The organism is Methylocystis sp. JAN1 (assembly GCF_052186135.1).
Taxonomy (GTDB): domain Bacteria; phylum Pseudomonadota; class Alphaproteobacteria; order Rhizobiales; family Beijerinckiaceae; genus Methylocystis.
The window spans coordinates 2,017,116-2,031,541 of sequence record NZ_CP181499.1; the positions used below are offsets into that span (position 1 = coordinate 2,017,116).

Sequence of the window (14,426 nt, forward strand, 5' to 3'; positions counted from 1 at the left end):
CGCTCCCCTCTCCCGCTTGCGGGAGAAGCCATGAAGGATGAGAGCCCTCACCCGACCCTCGCTAAAGCGAGGGCTACCTCTCACGCGAACGGGAGAAGGGATCAGTGAAGCCCCCTACAACTCCTTATGCGTCCCGTCGCAAAGCGGCTCCTTCTTCGTGGCCTTGCAGCCGCAGAAGAAGGCCTTGCCGGTCGCCTCGGCCTTGTAGGCGACCGGCTCGATCCCGGTACCGTTATGGGCGCCGTCGCAGAAGGGTTGCTTGGCGCTGCGGCCGCAGGCGCACCAATAATAGGTCTTTCCCTCTTCGACCTCGACGGGCATGGCTTTCTTCTGGAAAACGACGCGTTCGGTCATGTTTCTTCTCAAATTTTCGCGAGGGCGGGCGCGTCGAGCAGGAATTTCTCCACCTCCAGCGCGGCCATGCAGCCCAGCCCGGCGGCTGTCACCGCCTGCCGGTAGACTTCGTCCGCGACGTCGCCCGCCGCATAGACGCCGGGGATATTCGTGCGTGTCGTACCCGGTTCGACGGCGATATAGCCGTTGGGCTTCACGTTCACCTGGCCCCTGAAGAGCTCGGAGGCCGGCGCGTGGCCAATGGCGACGAAGACGCCATCGGTCTCCAGCAGATGCGTCGAGCCCGTCGCCACGTTCCTCAGCCGCGCGCCGGTGACCGACAGGGGATTCTCCGCGCCGACGATTTCGTCGACCACATGGTTGAAGAGAATCGACACATTTTCACGCTGTCTCAGGCGTTCCTGCAAAACGCGCTCGGAGCGGAACTCGTCGCGCCGATGCACGATCGTCACATGCGCGGCGAGATTGGAGAGGTAGAGCGCCTCCTCGACCGCCGTATTGCCGCCGCCGACGACGATGACCTGCCTGCCGCGGAAGAAGAAGCCGTCGCAGGTGGCGCAGGCGGAGACGCCGAAGCCCTTGAATTTCTCTTCGCTCGGCAGGCCGAGCCATTTCGCCTTGGCGCCCGTCGCAATGATCAGCGCGTCGCAGGTGTAAACGGTCCCGCTGTCGCCGACGAGCGTGAAGGGACGCTTGTCGAGGCGGGCTTCCACGATGTGGTCGGAGACGAGCTTCGCGCCGACATGCTCGGCTTGAAGGCGCATCTGCTCCATGAGCCAGGGGCCCTGAATGGGCTCCGCGAAGCCGGGATAGTTCTCGACCTCGGTGGTGATCATGAGCTGGCCGCCTTGGTCGAAGCCGGCGATGAGCATCGGCTCCAGCATGGCGCGCGCGGTGTAGATCGCCGCCGTATAGCCGGCCGGCCCGGAGCCGATGATGATGGCGCGCGCATGTTTGGGGGCGGGCATGAGAAACTCGTGGGTTGTTGCGTAATTCCCCTCCCCCCGCGGAACGGGGAGAGGGTCAGGGTGTAGGGCAAAGCGGAAGACGACAATGTTCCTTATCCCGCGTCCCGCACAGAGGCGCGCGACGCGGCCAGCCCCTCACCCCAACCCTCTCCCCGCAGGCGAGGAGAGGGAGCGAGAACCGCAATCTAGTCATTATACGTCGCCTCGCAAGGAAAAGCCGTCATTGCAAGGCGCGGAAGGCGGCGTAGGCCTGCGTGACCTTCCGCGCGAGTTTCGGGGTCGAATTCATCGGCTCATAGACCCAGTCGTCGAACCGCCCATGCCAGATGCGGAGGGCGCCGGCCTTCTCCAGCGCCGTGAGATAGGCCGTGAGCTTGCGCCGTGTGACGTAAGGTTCGACGACATGCACGGGGACGCCGGTCGTCACCGCCTCTCCCACCATATTGACGCTGTCGCCGGTGACGATGATGCGGTCGGCGTTGGCCAGCATGGACAAATAGGGGTTCTCGCCTTCGCCATTCCAGAACCAGCCCCGGGGATCGTCGAGCGCGGCGGCGATTGTGGCGCGGATTTCCGTGGAGGTTCGGCGCGACGGCGTCGCCATGACGCTCGCGCCCGCGGCGATGAAAACGGACGCAATATAATCGAGATCGTAGACGATTCCGCTGGCGTCGCCGAGCAGCATGGCGACGCGGGGCCGGGGCAGGGCGGCGATACGGGGGTCCGGCGCGGCGCGCGCTTGCGCCAGGCGTTCGGGCGTGACGCGGTTCGGCGGCGTCAGCGGGGCGAGGACATTGGGCCCCGAAAGGCCGTCGTGGCGGGGCGCGATGATGAGGTCGGCCGTGTCGAGGCCCGTCGCCGGGCGGTTGAGATAGACGGTGAAGGTCTGGCCGCCGGACGCGCGCTTGAGGCGCCTGAGCGCGGGGATGGCGCGGCGGCCGGCGGCGATGGCGATGTCGGGATAGGGCGGGGCGCAGGCTTCCGCGTCGCGCGGGTCGGGCGGCGCAAAGGGCGCGAGCCAATCATAGGGATGGCGCGGGGCGACGCGGCGGATGTCGGGGGTTAATCCCAGTGCTTCGGCAAGGCCGAGAGTCTGCGCCTCATGGCCGGCGCGGCCGTCGGAGAGGATGCGGAGGGTGGTCCCGGCGGGGAAGAGCCGCCGCGACTCCCTCTCCCCGCTTGCGGGGAGAGGGCTGGGGTGAGGGGCAGGCCACATAGACAAATGCTGAGGAGCGTGAATTCCGGGGCGCCGCGAATACGGCCTTGCCCCTCACCCTAACCCTCTCCCCGTTTCACGGGGAGAGGGGATGTGCGGCCAGGGCGTTGAGGATAGTGTCGCAGACGCCGTCGATGTTGCGGAAGATTTCGTCATTTTGGAAGCGCAGGATTCGGAAACCCGCTTCACGGAGCGCCCGGTCCCGACGCGCGTCATAGGCCAGCTCTTCCTCACTTGAGTGCGTGGCCCCGTCGACTTCAACAACCAGCCTATGTTCGCGGCATACGAAGTCCGCGAAAAAGCCTTCGATCGGCTCCTGGCGCACGAATTTGTGGCCGCCCAGCCATCGGCCGCGCAACTTTCCCCACAGCATTTTTTCCGCGGAGGTTTGAGCCGCGCGCAAGTCGCGGCTGCGGGTGCGTTCGAAATGGCGAGCGCTGCGCATTAGCGTCTCAACTCCCTCTCCCCACTTGTGGGGAGAGGGCTGGGGTGAGGGGCGGGCCACATCGGCAGTGTTGGGGGCGGGGCGGTGAATTCCAAGGCGCCGCGAATGCGGCCTTGCCCCTCACCCTAACCCTCTCCCGTTTTACGGGGAGAGCGAGCTCCCTCAAACAAACGCGACCTTCAGAATCTCATAACTCTTGCCGCCGCCGGGCGTTTTCACCTCGACCGTATCGCCGACCTTCTTGCCGATCAGCGCGCGCGCGATGGGGCTCGTCAGCGAGACGCGACCGCTTTTCACGTCGGCTTCGCTCTCGCCGACGATTTGATAGGCCTTCTCCTCCTCGGTGTCTTCGTCGACGACCGTCACGGTGGCGCCGAACTTCACCGTCGCGCCGGAGAGCTTCGAGACGTCGATGACTTCGGCGCGCGAGAGCTTGTCCTCAAGCTCGGCGATGCGGCCTTCGTTCAGGGACTGCGCTTCTTTTGCGGCGTGATATTCCGCATTCTCGGAAAGGTCGCCGTGGGCGCGCGCTTCGGCGATCTGCTGGATGATGCGGGGGCGGTCTTCCTGCTGCCGGCGGCGCAGTTCCTCCGCGAGCGCGGCGTAGCCGGGGGCTGTCATCGGCACCTTGTCGATTGCCATTGGTTTCGCTCTTCGCCTTTTCATTGCCGGGAATATTCCCCAAGGCCGCGGGCTGAATAAGCCGGCGCGGTTGGGTCTCCCGAATCGTCTGTCCGTCAGTTTGCCGCAAAAGCGGCGCCGGCGCTCGACCCCGGATCGCTCCGATGGGCGCGTCGTCCGCCCTCTCAACTTCCCTGTTCTCAGTCGGTCGCGGGCTGGAAATAATCCTGCAGCGCCCGCGCCTCTAGGTCTCCCGACACATAAGCCCTTACGCCCTGCGCCGCCGCGATCGCGCCGGCGAGAGTCGTATAATAGGGAACCTTATGCAGAAGCGCCGCGCGGCGCAAGGAACGGGAGTCCGCCAGCGCCTGGGCGCCTTCGGTCGTGTTGAAAACGAGATGGATCGCGCCGTTCTTGATGGCGTCGACGATATGCGGCCGACCCTCCGACACCTTGTTGATCTTCTGCGCGGAAATGCCCTGCTCCTGCAGGAAGCGGGCGGTGCCCCCGGTCGCGACCACGCTGAAGCCGATTTCCTTCAGCAGTCGGATCGCCGGGACGATCCGCGCCTTGTCGGCGTCGCGGACCGAGACGAAGACGACGCCCTCGCGCGGCGCTTTGGCGCCGCCGCCGAGCTGGCTCTTCACGAAGGCCGCGTCAAAGGAAGTGTCGAGGCCGATCACCTCGCCGGTCGAGCGCATCTCGGGGCCCAGCACCGTGTCGACGCCGGGGAAGCGGGCGAAGGGGAAGACGGCTTCCTTCACCCCGATATGATTCAGCTTCGTCGTCGGCAGCCTGAAGCTCGAAAGCTTCTCGCCGGCCATGACGCGCGCGGCGATCTTGGCGAAGGGCGCGCCGACGACCTTGGCGACGAAGGGCACGGTGCGCGAGGCGCGCGGGTTGACCTCGAGGACGTAAATCTCGTCGTCCTTGAGCGCGAACTGCACATTCATCAGGCCGACGACGCCAAGCGCCATGGCGAGGCTTTTCGTCTGCTCTTCGAGCGCGGCGATCGTCTCGGGCGCGAGCGAGCGCGGGGGGAGAGAGCAGGCCGAGTCGCCGGAGTGAATGCCCGCTTCCTCGATATGCTCCATCACGCCCGCGATCATGGCCTGCCCGCCATCCGCGACACAGTCCACGTCCACTTCGATCGCGTCGGTCAGATAGCGGTCGAAGAGAAGCGGATTCTTGCCGAGCACCATGTTGATCTGCCCGGTCTTGTCGTTCGGATAGCGCGCCTTGATCTCCGACGGCACGAGGCTCGGCAGCGTGCCGAGCAGATAGTCGTCGAGATCGCTCTCGCTGCGGATGATCGCCATGGCGCGGCCGCCGAGCACATAGGAGGGGCGCACGACCAGCGGCAGGCCGAGTTCGCCCGCGACGATGCGCGACTGTTCCACCGAATAGGCGATGCCGTTCTTGGGCTGTTTGAGGCCGAGCTTGTCCAGCAGGCGCTTGAAGCGGTCGCGGTCCTCGGCGAGGTCGATCGAATCGACCGGCGTGCCGAGAATGGGCGCGCCGGTCGCCGCGAGGCCATGAGCGAGCTTGAGCGGCGTCTGGCCGCCATATTGCACGATCACGCCGACGAGCGTTCCGTTCGATTTCTCGATATCGAGAATCTCGGCCACGTCCTCATTTGTGAGCGGCTCGAAATAGAGTCGGTCCGACGTGTCGTAGTCGGTCGAGACCGTCTCGGGATTGCAATTGATCATGATCGTTTCGAAGCCGGCGTCGTCCAGCGCGAAACAGGCGTGACAGCAGCAATAGTCGAATTCGATGCCCTGGCCGATGCGGTTCGGCCCGCCGCCGAGGATCACGATTTTCCTGCGGTCGGAGGGCGCGGCCTCGCTGGCCGGTCCGTTCAGGAACGGCGACTCGTAGGTCGAATACATATAGGCGGTGGGCGAAGCGAATTCCGCGGCGCAAGTATCGATGCGCTTGTAGACCGGCCGCACATTCAGCGCGTGGCGCGCCTTGCGCACGTCCGTCTCTTCGACGCCGGCGAGCGTCGCGAGGCGCAAATCGGAGAAACCGGCGAATTTCAGCTTGCGCAGGTTGTCGGGGTCCTTCGGCAGGCCGAATTTTTTCACTTTCTCCTCGAGCGCCACGATCTCCGCAATGCGTGCGATGAACCACGGATCAATCTTGCTCGCCTCGTGAATTTCGAGCTGGCTCATGCCGAGACGTAGCGCCTGACCGACCACGAGAAGGCGGTCGGGCGTCGGCGTGCCGAGCGCGCCGCGCAGGACGTTCATGTCGTCGCCCTTGCCGAGCCCCTCAATCTCGATCTCGTCGAGACCCGAGAGACCGGTCTCCAGCGAGCGCAGCGCCTTTTGCAGCGACTCCGCAAAATTGCGGCCGATCGCCATGGCTTCGCCGACCGATTTCATGGCGGTCGTGAGCGTCGGCTCGGCGCCGGGAAACTTCTCGAAGGCGAAGCGTGGAATCTTCGTGACGATATAATCGATCGTCGGCTCGAAGGAGGCGGGCGTCGCGCCGCCGGTAATGTCGTTGGCGATTTCGTCGAGCGTGTAGCCAACCGCGAGGCGCGCGGCGACCTTGGCGATGGGGAAGCCCGTCGCCTTGGAGGCGAGCGCCGAGGAGCGCGACACGCGCGGATTCATCTCGATGACGATCATGCGGCCCGTGCGCGGATCGACCGCGAACTGCACGTTGGAGCCGCCCGTCTCCACGCCGATCTCGCGCAGCACGGCGAGCGAGGCGTCGCGCATGATCTGATATTCTTTGTCGGTGAGCGTCAGCGCCGGGGCGACGGTGATGGAGTCGCCGGTATGCACGCCCATCGGGTCGATGTTCTCGATGGAGCAGACGATGATGCAGTTGTCCGCCTTGTCGCGGACGACCTCCATCTCGTACTCCTTCCAGCCGAGCACGCTTTCCTCGATCAGCACCTCGCTTGTCGGCGAGGCGTCGACGCCCCGCTCCACAATTTCGATGAACTCCGCCTTGTTGTAGGCGATGCCGCCGCCCGTGCCGCCGAGCGTGAAGGAGGGGCGGATGATGGCGGGCAGGCCGATATCGTCCAGCGCGTCGAGCGCCGCGGTGAGCGTCTTGACGTGATGCGAGCGCGGCGTGTCCAGGCCGATCCTGGTCATGGCCTCGTGGAAAAGCTCGCGATCCTCCGCCTTGTCGATGGCCTCCGCCGTCGCGCCGATCATCTCGACGTCGAATTTTTTCAGCACGCCCATTTTCTCGAGGGAGAGGGCGCAATTCAGCGCCGTCTGGCCGCCCATGGTCGGCAGAAGGGCGAAGCCGCCGGGAACGGCGTAGCGCTCCTTCTCGATGATCTTGGCGACGAATTCGGGCGTAATGGGCTCGACATAGGTCCGGTGGGCCAGATCCGGGTCCGTCATGATCGTCGCTGGATTGGAGTTCACCAGAACGATCCGGTAGCCCTCGGCCTTGAGCGCCTTGCAGGCCTGTGTCCCGGAATAGTCGAACTCGCAGGCCTGGCCGATGACGATGGGCCCGGCGCCGATGATCAGGATGGTGGATATGTCTGTTCTTTTCGGCATGTTGGTCCGTAGCTGTCGCGGATCGCCCGCGCCCGCGCCCCTCGCCCTCATGCTGAGGAGGCTCCGAAGGAGCCGTCTCGAAGCACGAGGGCGAGGGGTCACGATCTTCGCAGGTTTCCTCGTCCTTCGGGACGCGAGCTTCGCTCGCTCCTCAGGATGAGGAAACCTTCGCCCGTCATTGACGCTCCCAAGCGCTAGGGCGGCGGGAGCGCATAAAAAAAGGCCGCGTTCCCGGCCTTTTGGACCGGCACGCGTCCCTAATTGCCCGCATAGGGCGTCTGCCAAGACGCCCGTCGCAAGCGACAGGCTATGGGGCGGCGAGCGGGGCGCGCCCGGCTCGAAAGTCGAGGTCTGTCTAGACGAGAATGACGCGAGTGTGAAGGGGCGCCGCCGGGCTTTAACAGGCCGCGCCGCGTCGTTTCGGCATTTTTCATATTGCCGCGCGTGACAGGTTGAGGCGCGCGGCCGCGTCGCTTCCCGACCCGACGCTCGCCGGCGCACAGTAGCTTCGCCGCAGGCGCGCAACGGCGCCGGCGTTTTCGCAGCGCGCTCTGGCGCCGTTCTATTGGATTCCGATAATATTCACGCGGCGAACATCAGGTCTTATTTATCCGAATATGATCAGGCGTTTGCGGAAATACAAAATTTCCTTTAGGTTCAATTGTCAGGCGATCGGTTCGAATATTTTCTTTTCGCACTTGCGAAAAAACGGAGACCGGATAGATTCTTCGGCGCTGCTCCGGCGGCATTTGCGTTCACGCCGACAGACCGCGCGGGCGGTCCCCGCATAGGGAGTGTCTCGTCGCTATGGAAACGTCGAATTTCGCGGCGTTCCTCAAAGATTCGAAACCCGCCGCCGTTTCTTTCCTGCGGCGCTATCATGTGGTCTTGTGGCTCGTCGTCGCCTCGATGCTGCTGACCGGCTTGACCATGCGTCCGAGCGAAGTAACCGTCGTCATTCTGGCCCTCAACCTGCTGCTGCTCTGGCTGGCGATCAGCCTCTTCAAGCATTCGCGGACGGCGGTGTGGCTCGTGGTCGCGGCGGAGATTTTCGCGGCGACGCAGATGAGCCCGAACCGCGCCACGGCGCTCGTGCTGCTCTTGAACATGACGTTGATGCTCGGCGCGATCATCGCCGCTCGCCTCGGCGCGCCCCACAGGGAAGATTGACGCGCCGGCGTCCCCCATTGGGGCGGGCGCGCCGGCCGGATTTGTGCGGCGGTTGCCGCTCGCGCGGTTTCGTGCGAGCGGAAGGCGGCTAATACTCACGGGGAAAATTGATGAAGCGCTTGCCGTCGGCTGTTCTGCTTCTCTCGCTTGCCTGCGTGGGCGGCGCCGGCGCCGAGCAGAAATACGACCTCGCCAAGGTCGTCGCGGAATGCGCCGCCTGCCATGGGCCGGAGGGGATCGGCAACGACGTGGAAATCCCGAACCTCGCCGGTCAGCACGACCAATATCTCTACACGCAGCTCCAGCACTTCAAATCCGGACGGCGCCCGCACAAGGAGATGGCCTTTGAGAGCCGCCATCTCACGGACGACGAGATGCGCGACCTCGCGCGTTATTATTCCCAGCTCCCGGCGCGCTGATGCTGCGCCAGCTCGCGACCTACGCCTCGGTCGGCGTCGGGGCGACGGCCGTGCATTACGCCTTGCTGATCGCTCTGGTGGAGGCGGGGGCATGGCCGCCGGTTCCGGCGACGCTATGCGGCTATGTCGCCGGCGGCGGCGTCGCCTATCTGCTCAATCGGCGCCGTACTTTCGCGAGCGACCGGCCGCACGCCGAAGCGGGATGGCGCTTCGGGCTCGTGGCGTTTGCCGGCTTTTGCCTCACTTATGCGCTGATGAGCCTGTTCGTGGGCAGGCTCGGCGCGCCTTATTTGCTGGCGCAGGTCGTGACGACCGTGCTGGCGATGTTCCTGACCTTCGCGCTGAACCGGGCGTGGACGTTTCGCGCTGGGTGAACCGCCGCTCAAGGCGCGCGGCGGTCCGCCTCCCTCCAATTTTATCGCCGCTGCGCAAACGGGAGACGGGCTTACGGCCACTTTACCGAAGGCGGCATGGAGGAGAGGATCGACTCCACATTGCCGCCGGTCTTCAGCCCGAAGATCGTGCCGCGGTCATAGAGCAGATTGTATTCCACGTAACGCCCGCGCCGTACGAGCTGCTCCTCGCGCTGCTGCGGGGTCCATGTCTTCGCGAAGTTGCGGCGCACCAGCTCGGGGTAGATGGCGAGGAAGCTTTCGCCCACGTCGCGCGTGAAGGCGAAATCCTCATCCCAATTGCTGTTTTCAGCATCCCCGGCGCTGTTGAAATAGTCGTAGAAAATGCCGCCGATCCCGCGCGGCTCCATTCGGTGGGGGAGATAGAAATACTCGTCGCACCATTCCTTGAACCGCTTGTAGTCGGCGACCGGATGACGCTCGCAGGCCCCGCGCATGGCGGCGTGGAAGTCGATCGCGTCGGCGTCTTTCTGCGTGCGGCGCGCGTCAAGCACGGGAGTCAGATCGGCGCCGCCGCCGAACCAGGCCTTGGTCGTCACGACGAAGCGCGTGTTCATGTGCACGGCGGGGACGTTCGGGTTCCACGGGTGGGCGATGAGCGAGACGCCGGTTGCGAAGAAGCGCGGATCTTCCGCCGCGCCGGGTATTTGCCGGGCGAATTCGGGCTGGAAGGTTCCGGAGACCGTCGAGCAATGGACGCCCGCCTTTTCGAAAACGCGGCCATGGATCATGCCCATGCGTCCGCCGCCGCCCGGTGCGCCATCATGATTGAGGCGCTCCCAAGGGGTAAGCTGAAAGCGTCCCGGCGCGGCCGCTTCGGCGAAAGGCCCAGCCGCTTCATTTTCGAGCGCCTCGAAAGCCGCGCAAATCCGCAGTTGCAGGGATTCGAACCAGTCGCGCGCGGCCTGTTTGCGGGCTTCGAGCTGATCCTGCGCGTCCATGGGCGTCTCCTTTTTTGGCGCCCATGAACGCCGCCGATCGCGCCTTGTCAAATCTCAGCGATCCGGCGCGTCGGCGACCTTCATCGGATGTGGCGTATGGGCCTCGGGAGAGGCGGACACGGCTGCGAAGGCGGCGCCAAGGAACTCGGCCAGCGCAGTTTTCACATTGGCGCCGCGCCAGGTGAGCTTGGTTCTGTAGCAGGAACGCGGCTCGCCGATCGTCCAGGCGTTCCCCTCGGCCTTTGTCTTGCGCATCGCCTCCAGGGCTTCCGCTTTCAGATGGGGAGCCTCGGTCATCTCGATCAGGCCGTCGGCGGCAAGATGCCGGTCGGCGGCGTAATTCGCCTTCATCTCCGGCGTCGGGTTGGCGTAGTCGCATTTGAGGCCCGAGCCGTCGACGTAGAGCAGGCGGATCACCCAGTTTTCCTTGAGCGACAAAATGTCGTTGGACAGCAGAAGCCCTTTCATGCTCTCCGGGATTTCCTTGCTCTCTTGCCCCGCCTCAGCGATATTCTCCGGCGAAAGCCCGACCTTCACCGAGGTAGCGCTCACCTCGAGCTGCGCCAACCGCGCGACGAGGTGTCCCGCGACGTCGCGCAGATCGTTGAAATTTGCGACAAGCGCAAAAAGTCCGAAGCCCATGGCGAGCGTGAAAATCGCGCCGCGCAGGAAAGTGAAAAAGCGCTCGGCAATGAACAGCGAGACGCGGGTCGCCTGAAGGGTCATCTTCGCCTCCTATGATTTCTGAACGCCGCCTTAAAATTCGGCGGCTGATCGCACGCTAGGAGGCGCAATGCGTTTGCGCTGTGCGCGGACGCATTCGGGTCGAAAGGTTCTACAGGCGCCCGAGCTGGCGTAGCGCCTCGCCCGCGACCATCGCCGCCGAAACCGCCACGTTCAGCGAGCGCGCCTGCGGCTGCATGGGGATTCTCACGGCGAGATCGGCGGCGGCGAAAACCTCGTCCGGCGCCCCGGCCGATTCGCGTCCCACGAGGAGAATGTCCCCGGACTCGAATTTGCAGGAAACGTAGGAGGTCGTGGCTCGCGTGGAGAGCAGAACGAGCCGGCCGCCGACGCCCTCCGCCGCGCGGGCGGCCCGCCAGGCCTGGAAGGCGTCGAATGAAGCGTGTCTGCGTATTGTGATCTGGTCGAGATAGTCCATGCCGGCCCGCCGGAAAGCGGCGTCGGTCACGGGAAAGCCCGCCGGGCCGACGATCGCCGCCTCGATGCCGAGACAGGCGCACATGCGCAGCATTGTGCCGGCATTCTGGGGGATGTCCGGTTGAAAAAGGGCGAGGGTGAGCGGCGTCATGTTAGGAAACCGATGAAGTCTCAGAGAGTTTGCGGCAAATCGCCGCGACGGCCCGCCCCGGCGAAAAAGTCGCGTGGAAGGGCGAAGAATCCCGAAGCCGGCTTGTGGACATGCTGGCGGATTGGCGCCACATAGGCCGCTGCCGGGAGAAGGTCTAGCCATCGCCCCGTCCGTTCGCCGCCGGGCTCAAGACTGGCGTGTGGCGCGAAAAAGTGGAACCATTGCTCCGAGTGGAGCTTGCGCTTGTCTTTCGAGCGCTCTTTATTCGAAGCGATTGGGAGAGGTCAGGCGTGAACACCAGGAACGTCACAGAAAATACGCCGGCGGAATCGAGCCGTCGAGACATTCTCTACATCGCGACGGGCGCGGCCGCCACGGTCGCGGCGGGCGGTATGGTCTGGCCGTTGATTTCGCAGATGAATCCGGACGCCTCCACCCTGGCGCTCGCCTCCACCGAAGTGGATTTGTCGACCATCCCGCTGGGCCAGATCATCACCGTCAAATGGCGCGGCAAGCCTGTCTTCGTGCGTCACCGCACCCCCGAGGAGATCAAGACGGCGGAAAACGTGCCGCTTGCGGAGCTCCCCGACCCCGAGCCCGACTCCAAGCGCGTCCAGAAGCCTGAGTGGCTCGTGGTCGTCGGCGTCTGCACGCATCTCGGCTGCATCCCGACCGGCAAGGCGGGAGAATTCGATGGCTGGTTCTGTCCCTGCCATGGCTCGACATATGATCTCTCCGGCCGTATCCGCAGCGGCCCGGCTCCGTCCAATCTGGAAGTGCCGAAATACACCTTCGTCAGCGACACCAAGATCAAGATCGGATAGGCGCCGCGCCAGTCCGGTTTTTCCGCCTTTCCCGTCGCCTTCGACGCATCTGAGAAAGTTCAATGGACGGACATTCCCAATACACGCCCAAGAGCGGCTTCGCCCGCTGGCTGGAGCGCCGGCTGCCGATCATCAGTTTCATGTACGATTCCTTCGTCGCCTATCCGACGCCGAAGAATCTCAACTACATGTGGACCTTCGGCGCCATCCTCTCCTTCATGCTCGTGGCGCAGATCATCACAGGCGTCGTGCTGGCGATGCACTACACGCCCGAGACGACGCTCGCTTTCGATTCCGTCGAAAAGATCATGCGCGACGTGAACTGGGGCTGGGTGCTGCGTTATGCGCACGCCAACGGCGCCTCCATGTTCTTCCTCGCGGTCTATCTCCACATCTTCCGCGGCATGTACTACGGCTCCTACAAGGAGCCGCGCGAAGTGTTGTGGATTCTCGGCGTGATCATCTTCATGGTGATGATGGCGACCGGCTTCCTCGGCTATGTCCTGCCCTGGGGGCAGATGTCCTTCTGGGCCGCGACGGTCATCACGAATCTGTTCTCGGCGATCCCCGTCGTCGGCACGTCCATTACGACCTGGCTGCTCGGCGGCTATTCCGTCGACAATCCGACCCTGAACCGCTTCTTCGCCCTGCATTACCTGCTGCCCTTCATCATCGTCGCCGTCGTCGCGCTGCATGTCTGGGCGCTGCATGTCACGGGGCAGAACAATCCTACGGGCGTCGAAGTGAAGGACGTCAAGAAGGACACGGTGCCTTTCACGCCCTATGCCACGATGAAGGACGGCTTCGCCATCGGCGCCTTCCTCCTTCTTTATGCGTGGATGACCTTCTTCGTGCCGAACTATCTCGGCCACCCGGACAATTACATCGAGGCGAACCCGCTCGTGACGCCGCCGCATATCGTGCCGGAATGGTATTTTCTGCCTTTCTACGCGATCCTGCGCGCCATCCCGAACAAGCTTCTCGGCGTCATCGCGCTCTTTCTGTCGATCCTGATCACGGCGGCGCTGCCCTGGCTCGACAGGTCGCCGATCAAATCCGGCAGCTATCGCCCGCTGTTCCGCAAGTTCTACTGGGTCTTCGTCGCGGTCTGCATCGGCCTCGGCTATCTCGGCGCGCAGCCGGCGGAGGGCGTGTATCTCTGGCTCGCCCGCCTGTTCGCCTTTTACTACTTTCTTCATTTCGTGATCATCCTGCCCATCATCGCGAAAGTTGAGACGCCGGAGCCGTTGCCTGAATCGATCGGCGCCGCGATCGCTGCGAAGGGGGCCTCCAATGCCTAAGGCGCGACCGTTTTCTGCCTATCAGGACTCTTCGATGAAGCGCTCACCCTTCTTGTCGATCCTTTCGGGCGCGGCCCTCATCGTCGCGGCCCTCGCGGGCGCGCCGGCTGTCGCGGAGTCGGGGCATCACGAAAAGAAGCCCGAGGTTCATAGCTGGAGCTTCGCCGGCGTCTTCGGCAACTACGACAAGGCGCAACTGCGGCGCGGCTTCAAGGTCTACAAGGAAGTCTGCTCGACCTGCCACTCGATCAAGATGCTGGCCTTTCGCAACCTCGGCCAGCCGGGCGGGCCGGAGTTCTCCGAGAAGGAGGTGGCCGAGCTGGCGGCGACCTACAAAGTCAAGGACGGGCCGAACGACTCCGGCGAATATTACGACCGGCCCGCGCGGCCGAGCGACCGCTTTCCGCCGCCTTTCGCCAATGAACAGGCGGCGCGCGCCGCGATGTCGGGGGCCTATCCGCCGGATATGTCGGTTCTCGTAAAGGCGCGCGGCTATGGCCGCGGCTTTCCGACTTTCCTGCTCGACGCGCTTCCCGGCTTCGCCTATCAGGAGCATGGCGCGGACTATGTCGCTTCCCTGCTGAAAGGCTATTCCGAGCCGCCGCATGGCGTGACGGTGCCCGAAGGTCAATTTTACAACGCCTATATGCCCGGCAACCGCATCGGCATGCCGCCGCCCCTGTCCGACGGCTCCGTGCCCTATGACGACGGCGCGCCGCAGACGGTGGACCAGTATTCGAAGGATGTGACGGCTTTCCTGATGTGGGTCGCCGAGCCGCATCTCGAGACGCGCAAGCATGTCGGGCAGGGAGTGTTCGCCTTCCTCATCGTCTTCGCGCTGCTGCTCTACTTCACGAAGCGCAGGATCTGGTCGAACATCGCGCATTGATCGAGAAGGCGTCACGG

15 protein-coding genes are annotated in these 14,426 nt (G+C 64.3%); 6 read left to right on the plus strand and 9 right to left on the minus strand.

Annotation, left to right across the window (positions count from 1 at the left end):
- Positions 1 to 114: 114 nt before the first annotated feature.
- The 6 genes from ACNHKD_RS09530 to carB form a co-directional block, all read right to left on the minus strand.
- Complete coding sequence (locus ACNHKD_RS09530; protein ID WP_442753247.1) at positions 115 to 354, minus strand: CDGSH iron-sulfur domain-containing protein; 240 nt, start codon at positions 352 to 354, stop codon at positions 115 to 117.
- 8 nt (positions 355 to 362) lie between these two features.
- Positions 363 to 1,322, minus strand: coding sequence for a thioredoxin-disulfide reductase (gene trxB, locus ACNHKD_RS09535; protein WP_442753248.1), 960 nt, complete (start codon positions 1,320 to 1,322; stop codon positions 363 to 365).
- 220 nt (positions 1,323 to 1,542) lie between these two features.
- Complete coding sequence (locus ACNHKD_RS09540; protein WP_442753249.1) at positions 1,543 to 2,538, minus strand: mitochondrial fission ELM1 family protein; 996 nt, start codon at positions 2,536 to 2,538, stop codon at positions 1,543 to 1,545.
- A 76-nt stretch (positions 2,539 to 2,614) separates the two neighbouring features.
- The gene (locus ACNHKD_RS09545) at positions 2,615 to 2,983 is read right to left on the minus strand and encodes an endonuclease domain-containing protein (RefSeq protein ID WP_442753250.1); all 369 of its coding nucleotides are present in this window, start codon (positions 2,981 to 2,983) and stop codon (positions 2,615 to 2,617) included.
- Positions 2,984 to 3,145: 162 nt separating this feature from the next.
- Positions 3,146 to 3,619, minus strand: coding sequence for a transcription elongation factor GreA (gene greA / locus ACNHKD_RS09550; protein WP_026016120.1), 474 nt, complete (start codon positions 3,617 to 3,619; stop codon positions 3,146 to 3,148).
- 185 nt (positions 3,620 to 3,804) lie between these two features.
- Positions 3,805 to 7,140: a carbamoyl-phosphate synthase large subunit gene (carB, locus tag ACNHKD_RS09555; protein WP_442753251.1), complete on the minus strand. Its 3,336-nt coding sequence runs from the start codon at positions 7,138 to 7,140 to the stop codon at positions 3,805 to 3,807.
- A gap of 807 nt (positions 7,141 to 7,947) precedes the next feature.
- Between carB and ACNHKD_RS09560 the strand changes: the two genes are divergently transcribed.
- From ACNHKD_RS09560 to ACNHKD_RS09570, 3 genes are all read left to right on the plus strand, one after another.
- Complete coding sequence (locus ACNHKD_RS09560) at positions 7,948 to 8,310, plus strand: hypothetical protein (RefSeq protein ID WP_442753252.1); 363 nt, start codon at positions 7,948 to 7,950, stop codon at positions 8,308 to 8,310.
- A gap of 110 nt (positions 8,311 to 8,420) precedes the next feature.
- The gene (locus tag ACNHKD_RS09565; protein ID WP_442753253.1) at positions 8,421 to 8,729 is read left to right on the plus strand and encodes a c-type cytochrome; all 309 of its coding nucleotides are present in this window, start codon (positions 8,421 to 8,423) and stop codon (positions 8,727 to 8,729) included.
- Complete coding sequence (locus tag ACNHKD_RS09570; RefSeq protein WP_442753254.1) at positions 8,729 to 9,103, plus strand: GtrA family protein; 375 nt, start codon at positions 8,729 to 8,731, stop codon at positions 9,101 to 9,103. The genes ACNHKD_RS09565 and ACNHKD_RS09570 overlap by 1 nt, the downstream gene beginning before the upstream one ends.
- Before the next feature lie 71 nt (positions 9,104 to 9,174).
- Here the strand turns inward: ACNHKD_RS09570 and hemF are convergent, their stop codons facing one another.
- The 3 genes from hemF to ACNHKD_RS09585 form a co-directional block, all read right to left on the minus strand.
- Entirely contained in the window at positions 9,175 to 10,083 is a 909-nt protein-coding gene (hemF, locus tag ACNHKD_RS09575; protein WP_442753255.1) for an oxygen-dependent coproporphyrinogen oxidase, read from the minus strand.
- Positions 10,084 to 10,137: 54 nt separating this feature from the next.
- A complete protein-coding gene (locus tag ACNHKD_RS09580) occupies positions 10,138 to 10,809 on the minus strand; it encodes an rRNA methylase (RefSeq protein ID WP_442753256.1) in 672 nt (223 codons plus the stop codon).
- 109 nt (positions 10,810 to 10,918) lie between these two features.
- Positions 10,919 to 11,395, minus strand: coding sequence for a tRNA (cytidine(34)-2'-O)-methyltransferase (locus tag ACNHKD_RS09585; protein ID WP_442753257.1), 477 nt, complete (start codon positions 11,393 to 11,395; stop codon positions 10,919 to 10,921).
- 290 nt (positions 11,396 to 11,685) lie between these two features.
- Here ACNHKD_RS09585 and petA point away from each other — a divergent pair, with 290 nt between their 5' ends.
- The 3 genes from petA to ACNHKD_RS09600 all read left to right on the plus strand — a co-directional run bounded on the left by petA (position 11,686) and on the right by ACNHKD_RS09600 (position 14,409).
- The gene (petA, locus tag ACNHKD_RS09590; protein WP_442753258.1) at positions 11,686 to 12,219 is read left to right on the plus strand and encodes a ubiquinol-cytochrome c reductase iron-sulfur subunit; all 534 of its coding nucleotides are present in this window, start codon (positions 11,686 to 11,688) and stop codon (positions 12,217 to 12,219) included.
- Positions 12,220 to 12,281: 62 nt separating this feature from the next.
- Positions 12,282 to 13,520, plus strand: coding sequence for a cytochrome b (locus tag ACNHKD_RS09595; RefSeq protein WP_442753259.1), 1,239 nt, complete (start codon positions 12,282 to 12,284; stop codon positions 13,518 to 13,520).
- A gap of 34 nt (positions 13,521 to 13,554) precedes the next feature.
- Complete coding sequence (locus ACNHKD_RS09600; RefSeq protein WP_442753260.1) at positions 13,555 to 14,409, plus strand: cytochrome c1; 855 nt, start codon at positions 13,555 to 13,557, stop codon at positions 14,407 to 14,409.
- Positions 14,410 to 14,426 lie beyond the last annotated feature (17 nt).

Excerpts from the sequence above, each read along its gene's own strand:
- hemF (WP_442753255.1), bottom strand. The coding sequence starts at position 10,083 with ATGGACGCGCAGGATCAGCTCGAAGCCCGCAAACAGGCCGCGCGCGAC.
- ACNHKD_RS09565 (WP_442753253.1), top strand. The coding sequence starts at position 8,421 with ATGAAGCGCTTGCCGTCGGCTGTTCTGCTTCTCTCGCTTGCCTGCGTG.
- ACNHKD_RS09580 (WP_442753256.1), bottom strand. The coding sequence starts at position 10,809 with ATGACCCTTCAGGCGACCCGCGTCTCGCTGTTCATTGCCGAGCGCTTT.
- ACNHKD_RS09600 (WP_442753260.1), top strand. The coding sequence starts at position 13,555 with ATGAAGCGCTCACCCTTCTTGTCGATCCTTTCGGGCGCGGCCCTCATC.
- ACNHKD_RS09560 (WP_442753252.1), top strand. The coding sequence starts at position 7,948 with ATGGAAACGTCGAATTTCGCGGCGTTCCTCAAAGATTCGAAACCCGCC.
- ACNHKD_RS09545 (WP_442753250.1), bottom strand. The coding sequence starts at position 2,983 with ATGCGCAGCGCTCGCCATTTCGAACGCACCCGCAGCCGCGACTTGCGC.
- trxB (WP_442753248.1), bottom strand. The coding sequence starts at position 1,322 with ATGCCCGCCCCCAAACATGCGCGCGCCATCATCATCGGCTCCGGGCCG.
- ACNHKD_RS09585 (WP_442753257.1), bottom strand. The coding sequence starts at position 11,395 with ATGACGCCGCTCACCCTCGCCCTTTTTCAACCGGACATCCCCCAGAAT.
- ACNHKD_RS09570 (WP_442753254.1), top strand. The coding sequence starts at position 8,729 with ATGCTGCGCCAGCTCGCGACCTACGCCTCGGTCGGCGTCGGGGCGACG.
- ACNHKD_RS09530 (WP_442753247.1), bottom strand. The coding sequence starts at position 354 with ATGACCGAACGCGTCGTTTTCCAGAAGAAAGCCATGCCCGTCGAGGTC.
- ACNHKD_RS09540 (WP_442753249.1), bottom strand. The coding sequence starts at position 2,538 with ATGTGGCCTGCCCCTCACCCCAGCCCTCTCCCCGCAAGCGGGGAGAGG.
- carB (WP_442753251.1), bottom strand. The coding sequence starts at position 7,140 with ATGCCGAAAAGAACAGACATATCCACCATCCTGATCATCGGCGCCGGG.
- ACNHKD_RS09595 (WP_442753259.1), top strand. The coding sequence starts at position 12,282 with ATGGACGGACATTCCCAATACACGCCCAAGAGCGGCTTCGCCCGCTGG.